At 61.0% G+C, this 16,477-nt stretch carries 11 protein-coding genes; 8 read left to right on the forward strand and 3 right to left on the reverse strand.

Annotated features, from left to right (window positions below; translation table 11 throughout):
- Positions 1 to 35: 35 nt before the first annotated feature.
- Positions 36 to 572, reverse strand: a complete 537-nt coding sequence (locus tag C6382_RS08840; RefSeq protein ID WP_107024130.1) for an NUDIX hydrolase — start codon at positions 570 to 572, stop codon at positions 36 to 38.
- A 3-nt stretch (positions 573 to 575) separates the two neighbouring features.
- Entirely contained in the window at positions 576 to 1,649 is a 1,074-nt protein-coding gene (locus C6382_RS08845) for a DUF2333 family protein (RefSeq protein WP_107024131.1), read from the reverse strand.
- Positions 1,650 to 1,928: 279 nt separating this feature from the next.
- On the opposite strand from C6382_RS08845, the gene C6382_RS08850 reads away from it, so the two are divergent.
- From C6382_RS08850 to accC, 6 genes are all read left to right on the forward strand, one after another.
- The gene (locus tag C6382_RS08850; protein ID WP_107024132.1) at positions 1,929 to 3,542 is read left to right on the forward strand and encodes a PleD family two-component system response regulator; all 1,614 of its coding nucleotides are present in this window, start codon (positions 1,929 to 1,931) and stop codon (positions 3,540 to 3,542) included.
- Between the two features lie 1,293 nt (positions 3,543 to 4,835).
- A complete protein-coding gene (locus C6382_RS24650; protein ID WP_371919591.1) occupies positions 4,836 to 5,615 on the forward strand; it encodes a methyl-accepting chemotaxis protein in 780 nt (259 codons plus the stop codon).
- Positions 5,616 to 5,724: 109 nt separating this feature from the next.
- Positions 5,725 to 7,515 carry a protein-disulfide reductase DsbD gene (locus C6382_RS08860; RefSeq protein ID WP_107024298.1) on the forward strand — a complete coding sequence of 597 codons (1,791 nt, stop codon included), beginning with the start codon at positions 5,725 to 5,727 and terminating at the stop codon, positions 7,513 to 7,515.
- A gap of 173 nt (positions 7,516 to 7,688) precedes the next feature.
- The gene (gene aroQ, locus C6382_RS08865; protein ID WP_038615065.1) at positions 7,689 to 8,141 is read left to right on the forward strand and encodes a type II 3-dehydroquinate dehydratase; all 453 of its coding nucleotides are present in this window, start codon (positions 7,689 to 7,691) and stop codon (positions 8,139 to 8,141) included.
- A gap of 98 nt (positions 8,142 to 8,239) precedes the next feature.
- The gene (gene accB, locus C6382_RS08870) at positions 8,240 to 8,695 is read left to right on the forward strand and encodes an acetyl-CoA carboxylase biotin carboxyl carrier protein (protein WP_038615068.1); all 456 of its coding nucleotides are present in this window, start codon (positions 8,240 to 8,242) and stop codon (positions 8,693 to 8,695) included.
- A 17-nt stretch (positions 8,696 to 8,712) separates the two neighbouring features.
- Complete coding sequence (accC, locus tag C6382_RS08875) at positions 8,713 to 10,068, forward strand: acetyl-CoA carboxylase biotin carboxylase subunit (protein ID WP_107024134.1); 1,356 nt, start codon at positions 8,713 to 8,715, stop codon at positions 10,066 to 10,068.
- An 84-nt stretch (positions 10,069 to 10,152) separates the two neighbouring features.
- Here the strand turns inward: accC and C6382_RS08880 are convergent, their stop codons facing one another.
- Positions 10,153 to 14,070: a dermonecrotic toxin domain-containing protein gene (locus C6382_RS08880; RefSeq protein WP_107024135.1), complete on the reverse strand. Its 3,918-nt coding sequence runs from the start codon at positions 14,068 to 14,070 to the stop codon at positions 10,153 to 10,155.
- A gap of 181 nt (positions 14,071 to 14,251) precedes the next feature.
- Here C6382_RS08880 and prmA point away from each other — a divergent pair, with 181 nt between their 5' ends.
- Together prmA and C6382_RS08890 are read left to right on the forward strand one after the other, a co-directional pair.
- A complete protein-coding gene (gene prmA / locus C6382_RS08885; protein ID WP_107024136.1) occupies positions 14,252 to 15,130 on the forward strand; it encodes a 50S ribosomal protein L11 methyltransferase in 879 nt (292 codons plus the stop codon).
- 40 nt (positions 15,131 to 15,170) lie between these two features.
- Positions 15,171 to 16,445: a DUF3426 domain-containing protein gene (locus tag C6382_RS08890; protein ID WP_107024137.1), complete on the forward strand. Its 1,275-nt coding sequence runs from the start codon at positions 15,171 to 15,173 to the stop codon at positions 16,443 to 16,445.
- Positions 16,446 to 16,477 lie beyond the last annotated feature (32 nt).

The raw sequence follows: 16,477 nt of genomic DNA on the forward strand, positions 1-16,477 counted from the left end.
ACAAAACTGCGCCAATTTGCACAGGATTCGCGACTTCAGGCCCGACGGTCGATATAGCGTTGCAACGCGGCCAGGGAATCGGGGCAATACGGCTGTTGCCGGCTGTCGGCCAGGGCCTGCTCGAGCGGCAGGAAGCGGGCTTCGCTGACCTCCTCGGGCTGCAGGCGCAATGGCCCGTCCCAGACCGCTGAAAACACCGCGCACCAGAGCCGGTTACCGGGCTGATCGAAGAAGAAGCGTTCGTGAACGGTCAACTCGACCCCGGTCACACCCAGCTCTTCTTCCAGTTCGCGGGCAGCCGACTCGGCAAAGCTTTCGTCGGCCTGGACCATGCCACCGGCAGCCACGTCCCAGTAACCCGGGTAAATGGCCTTGCTCTCGGTGCGCCGGTGCACGCACAACTCGCCGGCCGAGTTGAACAACAGAATATAAGTGCCGCGTCCGATCAGGCCCTTTTCGCGCAGTTCGGCGCGCGGCAATACACCCAGTAACCGATCGTGCTCGTCGACCCAGGCGATCAGCTCGGCATCGGAGGCAGCGCGGTGCGCCGCCTCTTGCTTGGAGATGGCCATCGATCAGCCTTGCGACAGCAGTTGGCGCAGGTCGATCACCGCCGCGTTGGCACGGGAAATGTAGTTGGCCATGACCAGCGAGTGGTTGGCCCACATGCCAAAGCCGCTGCCATTGAGCACCATCGGGCTCCACAGCGGCTCCTGAGAGGCCTCCAGTTCACGAATGATCTGACGCACGCTAACGGTGGCGTTCTTCTTCGCCAGGACGTCGGCAAAGTCCACTTCGATGGCACGCAGCAGGTGCGACAGTGCCCAGGCTTGACCGCGAGCTTCATAAAAGACGTTGTCGATCTGCAGCCAAGGGGTTTCGACCACTTCTTCATCCAGCTGCGGCGCCTGCCCTGCGACCACGGTCTCGGTCTTCAGGCTGCTATTGAGCTTGACCCGCCCGACGCTTGCCGACAGGCGCTGCGACAGCGAGCCCAGACGGGTGGCAACATCGCCCAACCAGTTATTCAGGTTGTCAGCACGGGTATAGAACAGCGCGCCTTGTTGATCCGCTGAGGCCAGGCGCTTCTGGTAGCGGGTCAGGGAGTTGATGCCTTCCTGGAACTCCGACTCGCTCGACGGCAAGATCCAGCTTTTATTGTCGAAGTTGAAGCGTGGCTCGGCCTTGGCCAGATCCGCGTCTTCAGCGGACTGCGACTGCGAGCGGGCGAAGTCTTTGCGCAATGCCCGGCTCAGGTCGCGGACCTGGACCAGCACGCCGTATTCCCAGCTGGGCATGTTGTCCATCCACAAGCCAGGCGGAAAGCGGTCGTTGGAAATGTAGCCGCCGGGCTTATGCAACAAGGTGCCAGAAACGGTCTTGAGGGTTTCCACGGTGGTGTAGCCAACGACCATCTGCTGGCCAGTCTTCTCGGCGGCAGCCTGGGCATTCTGCTGCACCGGGAACAAGTCCGGCTCTGCGCTCCAGTACCAACCCAGGCCAATGCACACCAGCAGGTACAGGCCAACCAGCGTGCCCAGGGCACGACTGAAGAACAATCCGCCGAAGTAACTGCGGGTGGCGGCACTGCGGGGCTCGACCCGCTCGCGCGCCTCGGCTTTGCCTGTACGGTTTTTCCAGTCCAGCATGGCGTTGTCCTTTCTGTCACGTCGGTTCAAGGGGTTCGACCGCAACCCCCGGGCTTCGTGCCAGCGCGGTGCGGAGTTTCCACAGTGCGCCGCCTGCCGGGGTCGGCAAGTATCACTGCACTATAAATCAAGCGGGTCGGTTCGCATAAGCGACTATCGAGTCAGCAAATGAATAACAAACCTGTACAGATAATTGATACAAGACACTCGATTGTCCAGAAAGTGGTGCTAGCATAGAGCCATTACTCGAACTGCCTCACCCATATAAGTAGTCAGGACATGACCGAGCCAGAAGACCCCAATCGTGAACGCCTCAAGCAACATTTTGCCCAGCGGGTGATTCACCAGGCTCGACAGATACTCGAGATCTGGCAGCGCCTGCAGCGCAGCGAGTGGTCGACTGGCGATCTGGGTGAACTGTGCGAGGCCAACCTGCGTCTACAGCGCTACGCCGCACGCTTCGAACAACCTGAGCACAGTGAACTGGCCGAGGCCATCGGCCACACTCTGGAGGCCGTCGAAGCCAACAGCGCGCGTTTGAGCAGCCATCTGATCAGCGAACTCAACCGGTTGATGCAGCGCCTGTCACGCACCGGCCTGCGCCAGGGCGACCAGCTTGAGCAGGTGCCGCTGCCGCCCTTGCGCAAGCCGGTCTACATCATGCTCCAGGACCATGACCGCGCCGAGCGCCTGGCCCAGCAACTGGAGTTCTTCGGCCTCGGTGTACAAGCCTTGTACAGTGCCGATGCGTTTCGTGCTTCGATGAGCGAGCGGTTGCCAGCGGCCATCGTCATGGATGTCGATTTCACCGGCAGCGGTATGGGCCTGCAACTGGCCGCCCAGGCCCAGCAAGGCCTGGAGCAGCGGGTGCCGTTGCTGTTTTTCAGCCTGGATGAAACCGACACGCCTACGCGTCTGGCCGCGGTGCGTGCTGGCGGCCAGGAGTTTCTGACCGGTACCCTGGAAGCCTCGAGCCTGCTGGAAAAAGTCGAGCTGTTGACCAGTGTCACCCAGTACGAACCCTTCAAGGTGCTGATCATCGACGACTCCAGGGCCCAGGCCATGCACACCGAGCGCCTGCTCAACAGTGCCGGCATCGTCACCCGGACCCTGACCGAGCCGATCCGCACCATGGCCGAGCTTGCCGACTTCCAGCCCGACCTGATCATCCTCGACATGTACATGCCCGATTGCACCGGTACGGAGCTGGCCAAGGTGATTCGTCACAATGACCGCTACGTCAGCGTGCCGATCATCTACCTGTCCGCCGAGGACGATCTGGACAAGCAGCTTGATGCCATGAGCGAAGGCGGCGATGACTTCCTGACCAAGCCGATCCGCTCGCGCCATCTGATCACCACAGTGCGCAACCGTGCCGCGCGTGCGCGCAATCTCAAGGCGCGGATGGTCCGCGACAGCCTGACCGGCCTGTATAACCACACTCATATCCTGCAACTGCTCGAAGACTGCAGCTTCCGCGCCCGCCGCGAAGAACAGCCGCTGAGCTTTGCCATGCTCGACATCGACCACTTCAAGAAGGTCAATGACAGCCATGGCCACCCCATGGGCGACCGGGTGATCAAGAGCCTGGCGTTGTTTCTCAAGCAGCGCCTGCGCAAGACTGACTTCATCGGCCGCTATGGTGGTGAAGAGTTCGCCATCGTCATGCCCAACACCGATCTGTCAGCGGCGCACAAAGTGCTGGACGAGATTCGCCGTCGCTTTGCCGAGATCAACTACCCCGCGCAACCGCGGGACCTGTCCTGCACCTTCAGCGCCGGGGTGGTGCAACTCAGTGATGAGCTCGATGCCCTGAGCATGGCCACCGCTGCCGATGAAGCCCTGTACCGGGCCAAAGGGGCCGGACGCAACCGGGTGCAACGCGCCGGCTGACTAAGGCAAAGTGCCACTTTATTTAACCGAACGCATGACTTCGTCATAACCTGGTCACAAAAACGCAATAACTTCAGGGGCTTACCATTCGGCCGTTGGTAGACCCTGGACATGCGCCTGAAGCTGCTCACCAATTTCAACACCCTGTTGCTGGTTACCGTCTGTATCGCCCTGGGCGCCACCCTGTGGTGGTCGCAGCGCGCCCTGGAACGCCCCTACCAGATCATGGAGCGCTACCTGTCGCTGTCGCAGCAGTTTCAGAACCAGGCGGCCCGTAACATCCTCGATTACCTCAACAGCGGCGACGCCTTGCGCCATGCCACTGCGGTTCAGACCACCAGCGCCCTGCAGGAGGAGCTCAAGCAACTGCCCCCGGCGCTGTCCGCCTCCTTACGCCCAAGCCTGGACAGCCTGCAAGGGTTTGCCGGCAACGAGCTGTTGGCCGCCGGCAAGCTGGCCGGCGACCCGCAGGCCTTGTTGCTCCAGGCTGAACGCGAGCTGGGCGCAAGCCTCGATCAACTGGCCAGCTACGCCCAGAACAGCACCAGCGGCGATGCCGGACGCTATGCCGCGCCGCTGTTGCGCGCCGCACTGCACCTCTCGCGGCTGTCGCTGGCCCGCGACAAGCTGGTCAGCAGTGGCCGTAGCGAACTGGCGAATGAGGTCGAGCGCGAGCTGCAACAGATGGTCGCCCAGGCCCAGGCGCTCAATGAACTGCCGCTGCTCGGTGTCACCGCCGCCCGTGAGTCGAATGCCGATGACTTCGCCGCCCTGATGGGCCTTCAGACGCAAAGCGACAGCGAAGCCGAAGACACTGGCGTCGCACTCAAACGGGAACTGAACAGCCTGCTCAATCGCTACCCTGGCGAACTGCAACGCACCCGCGAACAGATCCAGCGTCGCAGCGAACTGGCCAACCGTACTCATCAACAGATTGACGCCGTGCAGCAAGCGATTGCCGCCCTTGAACCGCTGGTGCGCAGCCAGCACGCCACGATCCAGGGTGAAGTGCGCCTGATCCAGGGTTTGATGATTGGCCTGATCCTGCTGATCGCCCTGCTCATCGACACCTTGCAGCGACGCCTGGCACGGGTGCTGACCAACCTGGCACCAGCGCTTTCACGCTGGGCCGAAGGTGACTTCGGCCAAGCCATTGCCTTGGGCAAAAGCAACCGTGAAGTGCATGACATCCAGGACTCACTCAACCGCCTGCGCCTGTACCTGGTGGAACTGGTCGGGACCATCCGCAGCAATGCCGAACAGGTGGCAGGCAGCAGTCATGCCCTGGCCGACATGAGCGGCGCCCTGCATAAAGGCGCCGAACGTCAGGCCGGTGATACCGCACAGATCCGCGATGCCCTGGGCGAGCTGGAAGCAACCATCCTGCAGGTAGCCGGCGATGCCAGTCAGGCCGCCGATGCCAGCCGCGATGCCGGACGCGCGGTGGAACAAGGCCAGGCGGTGATTGGCCAGAGCCTGACCGGCTTGCGCGCACTGGTCGATGAAGTGCAAGGCAATGCCCAGATGATCGAACAACTGGCCGAAGAGTCGGCCACCATCGGCGGTGTGCTCACGGTCATTCGCTCGATTGCCGAGCAAACCAACCTGTTGGCTCTGAATGCCGCGATTGAAGCCGCGCGCGCCGGGGAAATGGGCCGTGGCTTTGCCGTAGTGGCCGAAGAAGTACGCTCGCTGGCTCAGCGCACCACGGGTGCCACCGGCGAGATCCAGACCTTGATCGGCCGCCTGCAGCAAGCCGCACGCGAGTCTGTAGAGGGCATGCGTGCGCAACTTGAGCATGCCGAGGCAACCGCCGATAAGGCTCAAGCCGCCGACGGTGCGCTGGATGAAATCGTTGCAGCGATCCAGACCATCTCCGCCACGGCGGTACGGATTGCCGACGTCACCGCCCAGCAAAGCGGAGCGGTGAGCGAGATTCGTGACCACAGCGAGCGGATTCATGACCTGGGTGAAGACAACTTGCAGCGTATCGGTGAAGGCCGCGAGCAGGGCGAGCAGTTGCTCAGGCTGGGGGGCGAGTTGAATACGGCGGTGCGGGCGTTTCGGGTTTGAGTCCCAATCGCGGGGCAAGCCCGCTCCCACCGGGCCATACCAATCGGTGGGAGCGGGCTTGACCCGCGATTGGGTTATCATGCAGGCACTTCTGTACAGCGAGACCGCCATGCGCCGCCTGCTTTGCCTAGTTTTCCTGCTTCTGGCCCTGCCCGCCGTCGGCGCCGGCCTGCTCGACAACCGTCCCAGCGCCACCCTGGGCGCCTCGTCGCTGAACAACAGTGCCGACTTCCTGCCGGTGCACGAAGCATTCAAACTCAGCGTGATTCAGAGCAATGCGCAAACCATCAAGCTGCGCTTCGTCGCTGCTGATGGCTATTACCTGTATCGCCATCGCTTGCATTTTCGTACCGAACCGGCCGACATCGCCCTGGGCACTGCACAGATCCCACCAGGCGAAGCCAAGCACGACGAGTTCTTCGGCGACGTCGAGGTCTACCACGGCATCCTCGACATCGACATCCCGCGCCCGGCCAATGACTCACGCGCCTTCACCCTGCTGGTGGGTTACCAGGGCTGTGCCGATAAAGGCTTGTGCTACCCGCCGGAAACCGAGCGCCTGAGTATCGACGGCAACAGTGTCGCTTCAGCCAGCAATGCACCAGGAATAACGGCAAAGGTCTGGACCTGGAAAGAATTGCTGCTGTTCTTTCTCGCCGGTGTCGGCCTGACGTTCACCCCTTGCGTGCTGCCGATGCTGCCGATCCTCTCCGGTGTGGTCCTGCGTGGCCAGGTCGGTGGCCTGCGCGGCTTCAGCCTATCGCTGGCTTACGTGCTGCCGATGGCGGCCTGCTTCGCCCTGCTCGGCGCACTGATGGGCCTGTTCGGCGCAGGCATGAACCTGCAGGCACGCCTGCAGTCAGCCTGGGTGCTAGTGCCGTTCTCGCTGTTTTTCGTCCTGTTTGCCCTGGCGATGTTCGGCCTGTTCGAATTGAAGCTGCCTCATGCCATCAGCCATCGTCTGGAGCGCCTGGTCGGCCAGACCAAAGGCGGTTCGCTGCTCGGCGCGGCAATTCTCGGAGTGTTCTCAAGCTTGCTGGTATCGCCCTGTGTGTCGGCACCGTTAGCCGGCGCGCTGCTGTATATCAGCGCCAGTGGTGATGCCCTGGGTGGCGCGTTGAAACTGTTTACTCTGGGCCTGGGCATGGGTGCCCCATTGCTGCTGGTGGCCACCGGTGGTGCAGCCTGGTTGCCAAAAAGCGGCCCTTGGCTGGTGACGGTGAAGAATGCAATTGGCGTACTGCTGCTGGGCCTGGCTATCGGCCTGCTTAGCCGGGTTTTGCCCGGGCAGGTCACACTGTTGCTGGTGGGCCTGTTGAGTGCGGGTGTGGCGGTATTCCTCGGCGCCCTGGAGTTCACGGTGAAAACCACCCTGCAGCGTCTGGCGCAATTGCTCGGCCTGTTGCTGCTGGTCTACGCCCTGGCCTGCTGGTTTGGCGTACTGAGCGGCCAGACCGACCCGCTGCGCCCGTTGCCTCGGGCCGTCGTATCAAATGGTGCGAGCAACGCCCAGACCAAGTCCGAAAGCACCTGGCAGACCGTAACCACCCCCGCCGCGCTGGACAATGCCCTGGCCCAGGCCAAGGCCGATGGACAACCGGTGGTACTGGACTGGTATGCCGACTGGTGCATCAGTTGCAAGGTCATCGAGCACGAGGTACTGAGCGCCCCTGCAGTCCAGCGTCAGCTTGAGGGCTACAAATTGCTGCGCTTCGATATCACCGAAAGCAACGCCGAACAGCGCGCCCTGCTCGACCGCTATCAGCTGTTCGGTCCGCCTGCGCTGTTGTTCTTTGCCGCGAACGGCAGCGAAAAAACCGGCGTTCGCGTGGTAGGTGAGACAAACGCCGGCGAATTTGCCGAGCATCTGACGCGCATTCGCGCCGAACTGGGTCTATAACTTCTTCTGGCCGCTGAAAAGCTATCATCGATGACCGAATTTGATAAATTAGTCACATATTTGGCGTGAATCTCGGTCATCGTGCTGGCTATTGCGGGCAACTGGACACTGCCCGCCGGTTTACGGCATAGTCGCCGTGCAACGTTTGTGCCTAACGATAAAAGGAACCACAGATGGCTACGCTACTGGTGCTGCACGGCCCCAACCTGAACCTGCTCGGCACCCGCGAGCCGGGCGTCTATGGCGCCGTCACCCTGGCCCAGATCAACCAGGACCTGGAGCAGCGCGCCCGTGCTGCCGGCCATCACCTGCAGTACCTGCAAAGCAATGCCGAGTATGAATTGATCGACCGTATCCATGCCGCGCGCGGCGAAGGGGTCGACTTCATTCTGATCAATCCGGCGGCTTTCACGCATACAAGTGTCGCATTACGTGACGCATTGCTGGCAGTGAGCATCCCATTCATCGAAGTGCACCTGTCCAACGTGCACAAGCGTGAACCTTTTCGCCATCACTCCTACTTTTCCGATGTCGCTGTAGGGGTGATCTGCGGCCTGGGCGCCAGCGGTTACCGCTTGGCCCTGGAGTCTGCCCTGGAACACCTGGCTGCTAACGCAAAGCCCTGATGACGAGAACCTGGCCTACGGGCCGGGGCTCACAAGAAACGTTTGCTAACACGTTTTTATATTTACGCCCCTGACCGAACCTTGGGAGTTGATGATTAATGGATATCCGTAAAGTCAAGAAACTGATCGAACTGCTGGAAGAGTCTGGCATCGACGAGCTGGAGATCAAGGAAGGCGAGGAATCCGTACGGATCAGCCGTCACAGCAAGACCCCGGCCCAACAGTACTACGCGCCGGCGCCAGTTGCCGCCGCTGCTCCAGTAGCTGCTCCAGCCGCCGCACCTGCTGCTGCCGAAGCGCCAGCCGCGCCAAAACTGAACGGCACCGTTGCCCGTTCACCAATGGTCGGCACCTTCTACCGCAAAGCCTCGCCATCCTCGCCAGCCTTCGTTGAAGTCGGCCAGACCGTGAAGAAAGGCGACACCCTGTGCATCGTCGAAGCCATGAAGATGATGAACCACATCGAAGCTGAAACCAGCGGTGTGATCGAATCCATCCTGGTAGAAGACGGTCAGCCGGTTGAGTTCGACCAGCCGCTGTTCACCATCGTTTGAACCGCGGAGAGCCAACGATGTCTGCGAAGCTGGAAAAAGTCCTGATTGCCAACCGTGGGGAAATTGCCCTGCGGATCCTGCGTGCCTGTAAAGAGCTGGGCATCAAGACCGTCGCCGTACACTCCACGGCTGACCGCGAACTGATGCACCTGGGCCTGGCAGACGAGTCGGTCTGCATCGGTCCGGCTTCGGCCAGCCAGTCCTACCTGCACATTCCGGCGATCATTGCCGCTGCCGAAGTGACCGGCGCTACCGCCATTCACCCAGGCTACGGCTTCCTCGCGGAAAACGCCGACTTCGCCGAGCAGGTCGAGAACTCCGGCTTTGCCTTCATCGGCCCGAAAGCTGACACCATCCGCCTGATGGGCGACAAGGTTTCGGCCAAGGACGCGATGATCAAGGCCGGTGTTCCGACCGTGCCGGGCTCCGACGGCCCGCTGCCGGAAGACGAAGAAGAAGCCCTGCGCATTGGCCGCGAAGTCGGCTACCCCGTGATCATCAAGGCCGCCGGTGGCGGTGGTGGTCGCGGCATGCGCGTTGTGCACAAGGAAGAAGACCTGATCGCTTCGGCCAAGCTGACCCGCAGCGAAGCCGGTGCGGCGTTCGGCAACCCGATGGTCTACCTCGAGAAGTTCCTGACCAACCCACGTCACGTGGAAGTCCAGGTCCTGTCCGACGGCCAGGGCAACGCCGTGCACCTGGGTGACCGTGACTGCTCGCTGCAGCGCCGCCACCAGAAGGTTCTGGAAGAAGCGCCAGCACCTGGCATCGACGAACAAGCCCGTCAGGAAGTCTTCGCCCGCTGTGTCAAGGCGTGCATCGATATCGGCTACCGCGGCGCCGGCACCTTCGAGTTCCTCTACGAAAACGGCCGTTTCTACTTCATCGAAATGAACACCCGTGTTCAGGTGGAGCACCCGGTTTCGGAGATGGTCACCGGTATCGACATCGTCAAGGAGATGCTCAGCATCGCCGCTGGCAACAAGCTGTCGTTCACTCAGGATGACGTGGTGATTCGTGGTCACTCGCTGGAGTGCCGGATCAACGCCGAAGACCCGAAGAAGTTCATCCCGAGCCCAGGCACCGTCAAGCATTTCCACGCCCCAGGCGGCAACGGCGTTCGCGTCGATTCGCACCTGTACAGCGGCTATGCGGTACCGCCGAACTACGACTCGCTGATCGGCAAGCTGATCACCTACGGCAAAGACCGTGACGAAGCCATGGCCCGCATGCGCAATGCCCTGGACGAGATCGTCGTCGACGGTATCAAGACCAACATCCCGCTGCACCGCGACCTGGTGCGTGATGAAGGTTTCTGCAAAGGTGGCGTCAACATTCACTATCTGGAACACAAACTGGCTAGCCAGGAGTGATTTTGGAGTGAAATGAGAACCCCGGCCAAGTGCCGGGGTTTTCATTTTTATCGGTATGCGCGATGTCACACCCGCCGTTGCCGATCAGGTGACATCAACTACCGTGAAAGACTGCTGGTTAATCTCCGACGCAGTTGCCGGCCGCCCCAACGAATCGAGCCAAACCCCTCTGGATCCCTCCCGCAATGGCTCTTTCCGGAATCGACTCATAAAGCTCTGAGCCCGCCCTGGCAGGCCTGGCGCATTGAATCGGGCTCTGGCCAGTATCGGACTATAGAGCTCCATCACCAGACTCTGCGGAGTCTTGTAGACGCTAGTAACCCCGGTTTGCAGGTCCAAAGTCAGGCCATAGGTATTGCCCCAGCAAGAGGAGTACGACCAATGCTCCCAGCTCGGTACCAAATTATTACGCCGCAGCACGGAGCTGACAGGTCCACCGATATCCGCCCCGGTCAACCAGTCGCCACCGGCCATGACAGTGCGGATCGGCCGGGCGGCATCGACCGTCCCTAGGCGCGCCAGGACGTCGCGCACCGTGCTTTCGATGAGGCGCCGAATATTGTGATCGAAGTGGATGACCGCCCCGGCTCGAGTGGCAGGGTTGTACAGGGAGACCACCACACAGGTCTGCGCATTGAGCGAATACAGATAATTGTCCGCTCTATTGGCATTGAAATTGGCCACCACGGCCTCGCCCTGCATTGCGCCCCGCTCCGGTACCGGCTGGCCATTGCCGCGGCTGACCTGGCGCAACTGCGTAATCTGTCCAAGGTCCTCCGTCGGGTTTCCACCCCTCACGCCAGTGTCGTTGCGCACCCAGCGACCATCCGCGGTACGGACGATGGCCTCACGGTGATAACTGTGCGGCCTGTTGGCCTTCACCACACGCAACGTACCATGGTTTGCGTCCAAGACCACCTTGAAGTACCTGCCACGGTCTCGAACAAAGTATTCGGCGCCGGATTTGTCGCTACGGAACGTCCCTTTCCATACACCGTCTTCGGTGACCTCCTGCAGATTCCCGGGACGCTCGACGGCCCATTCCTTCCTGAACTTCATCGAGCGTGGTAGCGATGCTGCACGATGACCAGGGCCACGAGGGGGCACGAGCAGTTCGCGCATCTGATTGAACAGAGGCTTGGCTCCCCGAAGACTTACCCCCGGCACACTGACCACAAGCCCCAACGTCGCCCAGGATGCTTCCAGCCAATGTGACAGCGCCTTGGCGGAATCACCCTTGGTGTGGGCGATGATAGCCTCGCGTAGGGGCTCGACGACGAAATAGCCGCCCAAAAGGACTGCAAACGGCGGGAAAACCATGAACAGCGGCAACGAATAGGTGACCCCCTTGAACACCTGTGTTTTGATCACTTCGGCCCGACTGTTGGTCGCGTCATCGACATCAGTCAAGGCGTGCTCAATGTACGCGTCGTACTCTCCGGCTAGCGTGATGACCTGGCGCCCCCCTCGCAAGGCGTCGCGATGTTTGCCACCAGCGGCCAACGCGATCAACCAGGTGCGAACACGCTCCTGGGCAACCAACGCGACGCGTTTGAGCAGGTAGTCATGCAGCACATCTGCCGCCGCCTGGTTCAGATCCTCGTAGCGACGGATCAAGATGCCGTCCGGCGCCCCGGGCGTATACACCCAGTCCTGCGCAGTCGCCTGTTCGAAGTAGCGGAATACGTAAGCACCCAGGACAGAATGGCCATCGACCGAAAGCCTGAACACACCATCCGTCGATGCAACATCCTCGGCATTGGACGTGACCTTAGGGGCATTAATCGTACGGCCCAGAATCGCCACCATGCCCGTCAGTCGCTTGAACACCTCAACACTGATCTGCTCGCTACCATGCGCGATGCGCACATCGCGGTACATGGCCCTCTCCAGTGCCTGAGCAAACAATTGCTGCCGCTTACGATACGCCGGTGAATGCTGGGCCAGGAATTCTGCACGAATAGCGTTGATGTATTTCTCACCCACATAGGCCCGGCGTGCATACCTCGCAAGCTCAGCACTTCGCAGTCGGCTCAGGTCTTGCCCGACAGCGGAGCGGACGCCCTTGTTGGGATGGTCGATGCCCGAATTGTCGTCGTACCCATAGCAGACCAGATCCACAAGATTGACAACCTGCGATTTGCCGTCGGCCAGCGTCGAACTGTAGTCAATGAGAATGGACTGCGGATCAACGGACTCCTTGATGTCATTTGCCATCAGGTAGGGCTGGATCGCTTCGCTGATCGTACGCTTTGCAAAATCCTGGAAAGATTCATAGCCGCCCAGTTCCGCTAGAAAAATCTTTTCGTAAATGCTGGCTTGCCGAACCTCATATCCAATCGCGCGTCGCTCTTCGATGATCAGCTGGCTGTACCAGCGCGGTGACGTGGATTGCTCGACGTCGACTTGCCAAGCAGCCAGACGCATGGCCACACCTTGCTCGATACATGCCGCATAACCTTTCGCTTGTTCGCGGACATCCAGATCCAGACGCCATTCGGACGGCTTTTGCACAGCTTTGACCATCTGCTCTTCAGCGCTTTTGCGACTGTATTGCGCCAGCTGCCTGAGCAAATACTGACGACCCGACTCGGCTTTCAGCCAGCCGCCAATCTCTGCGCTGAGCGCGCGTAGCGAAACGAGCTCGATCCACTCCTGACCAGACAACCTGTCCGGAGCATACAGAACCAGCTCTTCAACCGAACCGGCCTCACCCTCGCGATAGAACAGCAGCAGGTCGCTGCACACACTCTGATTGACAGGCGCTACGGCACACACCTCGACGTCACTGGCTTGGCCCGCCCATAACGCACTAATTTTTTCGTAGTGCTGCTCACTGAGATGACCGGCACTGCGAGCGACCAGGGCACTGTGCTGCAATCGGCTGTCGTAGACATCGAACATCGCCTGCCTGACGTCATCGCGCTGCTGACAGTCGATCAATGACTGAAGGTAACTCGCAGGGGCATCCACCGTTTTCAGTAACTGCCCAACCTGCTCGGCAGTTGGCATCCGGTAGTGCTGCACAGGGCCACTGATCTCAAGCGGCAGATACAGCTGCGCGACTTCGATCGGACCTTGCGCCACCACCTCGGTCAGCGTGAGCTTCTCCTCTTGGGCGCCTTCAACATCTTTCAAACGACGCGTTACATAGATAAGGTCTGGTTCCATCTCGCGATTCAGATGTTCGCGCAAATGGTCCCGAGCGCAGCGTCGCGCATGAGAATGCAACGATAGCGCATCACCAAGCAGCCCTTGCACATGCTCGCGCGCCCCCTCCTTGACCTCATAACGCTCCTGTATCGACGAGCGGGTCGCCTCATCAAGCAATTTCACCCAATCCGGCAAATGCATTCGCCCCAGCTTGTCGATGGCCTTGCGCTCTTGCTGAGAACTGACGGCGAGCAGGGACGACTGCGTATACCAGGCAGCCTGGTAGGCTTCAATCAGCGCCCGAAGCGCCTCAACCGTCACCCCTTCGAGGCTTTTTGGCTCAAACAAGGCCCCCAAGGCATCGTGGTGCTCCTTGATACGCTGACGCACCAGCGCGTCATAGGCATCACCGTCGCGCAGCGATGCCGGCCTTGAATGCCAATGACGCGCAAGGTAATCCTGATAGTGGTTGAGCATCCCGCTCGCCAGACCTTCCACCAGTTGCAACATGGTTTCCCGGCGCTCTTCAGGAATCTCCCGGGGCTTGGCATCGTCAGGATGCCAGGGCGCGTGCACCTGCGGGTCATAGCCCTGCACCTGGCCACTGATCCGCCGCTGTAGTGCAGCATCAAGCATGTCGCGGATGAAGCGCGGATCGACATCGTCGCTGTAGTAAGTTCGCAGTTCGACAAGCAAAGACTCTTCAAGCAAGTCCAGGAAAGTGGTTTGGCTGTCCAGCCTGGCCTTGAATGCGACACTCCATTCATTCAATCGCTCAAGGGCAGGCAGCAGCTGTCTAGCCGGTTCAGTATCGCCCGGCTCGATAACCGGCTCGGTAACGTCGTTCATTGCGTTGCTCCATGGATTCAAAGAAGCGTCACACTGCGCGATGCCACCTGCGTCAAGGTGGTAAATAATGCTTGCCCCGCGACAAGCACCGGGAACTGTCCACTTTGCCCTCCACCTGGCGTAAACTGCGCGCTTCGCGCAGCCTTGGGCTGCCCCTGTAGATTTCCCAAAGGTGCCCGCCATGCCTTGGCTGCAAGTACGTCTGGCTATCAGCCCGGAACAAGCCGAAACCTATGAAGACGCTCTGCTCGAAGTAGGCGCGGTTTCCGTTACGTTCATGGATGCCGAGGATCAGCCGATCTTCGAACCGGACCTCAACACCACCCCGCTGTGGTCGCACACCCACCTGCTGGCGTTATTCGAAGCCGATACCGACGCCGCTGCGGTGTTCGCTCACCTGCAGTTGCTGACCGGTGCCGCACTACCGGAACACCAGGCCGAGGTCATCGAAGACCAGGACTGGGAACGCAGCTGGATGGACAACTTCCAGCCGATGCGTTTCGGTCAACGCCTGTGGATCGTACCGAGCTGGCATGCCGCACCGGAGCCTGACGCCGTCAACCTGCTGCTCGACCCGGGCCTGGCGTTCGGTACCGGCACCCACCCGACCACCGCCCTGTGCCTGGAATGGCTGGATGGTCAGGACCTGAAAGACACGCACGTGCTCGACTTCGGCTGCGGCTCGGGGATTCTGGCGATTGCCGCTCTGCTGCTCGGCGCCCATGAAGCGGTCGGCACCGATATTGATGTGCAAGCCCTGGAAGCTTCTCGCGACAATGCCGGGCGCAATGGCATCGCCGACGATAAATTTGCCCTGTACCTGCCTGAACACATGCCGGCGATGCAGGCTGATGTGCTGGTTGCCAACATCCTGGCTGGTCCGCTGGTCTCGCTGGCCCCACAACTGTCCGGGCTGGTGCGCCCGGGTGGCCTGCTGGCACTGTCGGGGATCCTCGCCGAACAGGGCGAAGAGGTCGCAGCGGCCTACGCCAAGGACTTCGAGCTGGACCCCATTTGCGTTCGTGACGGCTGGGTACGCATCAGTGGTCGCCGCCGTTAACTGCGCCTAGAATAACTATCTGTATAACCCGGACCGCCGCATGACCGACAGTTTCGTCACTCAGTGCCCGCATTGCCAGACCAGCTTTCGCGTCAGCCACAATCAGTTGAGCGTGGCGCGCGGCGTAGTGCGTTGCGGCGCCTGCCTGCAGGTGTTCAACGCCGCCAAGCAGTTACTGGAGCAAAGCGCGGCACAGCAGCCCGCCGCCGAGCCAACGACCTCTGAGCCACCCGCGCCGGAACCGGTGGCGCCGGTCAGTCAGCACGCATGGAGCACCACCGAACTGGACCTCGACCAGCTCGACCTGGATCAAGAACTGGCGCGTCTGGAGCAGCGTGAAATTCAGCCGGTCACTGAATTCAAGGCCAGCGCCCCTCGTGAAGACAGCCTCAGCGCCCACCGCGACGAGCCGGAAAACGACGACCAGCACTGGCCCGACAGCCTGTTCAGCACTCCGTCCAGCGAGCGTGACACACTGGACGAAGTCCTTGATGAGCCGCAGCCGCCGCTGGTCGAGCAGGAGCCTCTGGACCTTGCACCGGCGCCGGGCGAGCGCACCGAGCCTTCGCTGTCGCTGGATCCGCAGGTTCTCGACGACGATCTCGACGATTTGCCGCATCATCCGCAGCCAATAGTGGCTGACCTTGAGGCTGTATCGGGCGAGCGCCTGTCGGCAAAAGAACCGGATGACGATCTCGACGCCCCCCGGAATGATCAGGAAGAGCGCCGTGAACCTGGCCTGGGCCCGGTCTCCAGCCGCCCGGCACGCAAGGAGCCGCTGCTCGACCTGGTCGACGACCCGCTGCAGTTGGACTGGAAAAAACCCAAGACCCACTGGGGTAAACGCCTGCTGTGGATTTTCCTGGTGCTGTTGGCCGCCGCCGCGCTGGCGGGCCAGTACATCTGGTATCACTTTGACGAACTGGCCCGCCAGGACCAGTATCGCCCCTGGTTCCAGCAGATTTGCCCGCAGGTAGGCTGCAATGTACCTTCGCGCGTCGATATTGCCCGGATCAAGAGCAGCAACCTGGTAGTGCGCAGCCACCCGGATTTCAACGGTGCTCTGATCGTCGACGCGATCATCTACAACCGCGCACCGTTCACCCAGCCGTTCCCGCTGCTGGAACTGCGCTTTGCCGACCTCAACGGCCAACTGATCGCCAGTCGGCGCTTCAAACCCGCCGAATATCTCAGTGGCGAACTGGCCGGTAAGGGTGAAATGCCCAGCCAGGTGCCGATCCACATCGCCCTGGACATCCTCGATCCAGGGCCCAAGGCGGTCAATTACAGCCTGAGCTTCCGCTCCCCCGAATAGACGGTGAGCTGCAAGCAGCAAGCTTCAAGCCA

The sequence above is a fragment of the Pseudomonas sp. BBP2017 genome (genome assembly GCF_003024385.1).
Classification (GTDB): domain Bacteria; phylum Pseudomonadota; class Gammaproteobacteria; order Pseudomonadales; family Pseudomonadaceae; genus Aquipseudomonas.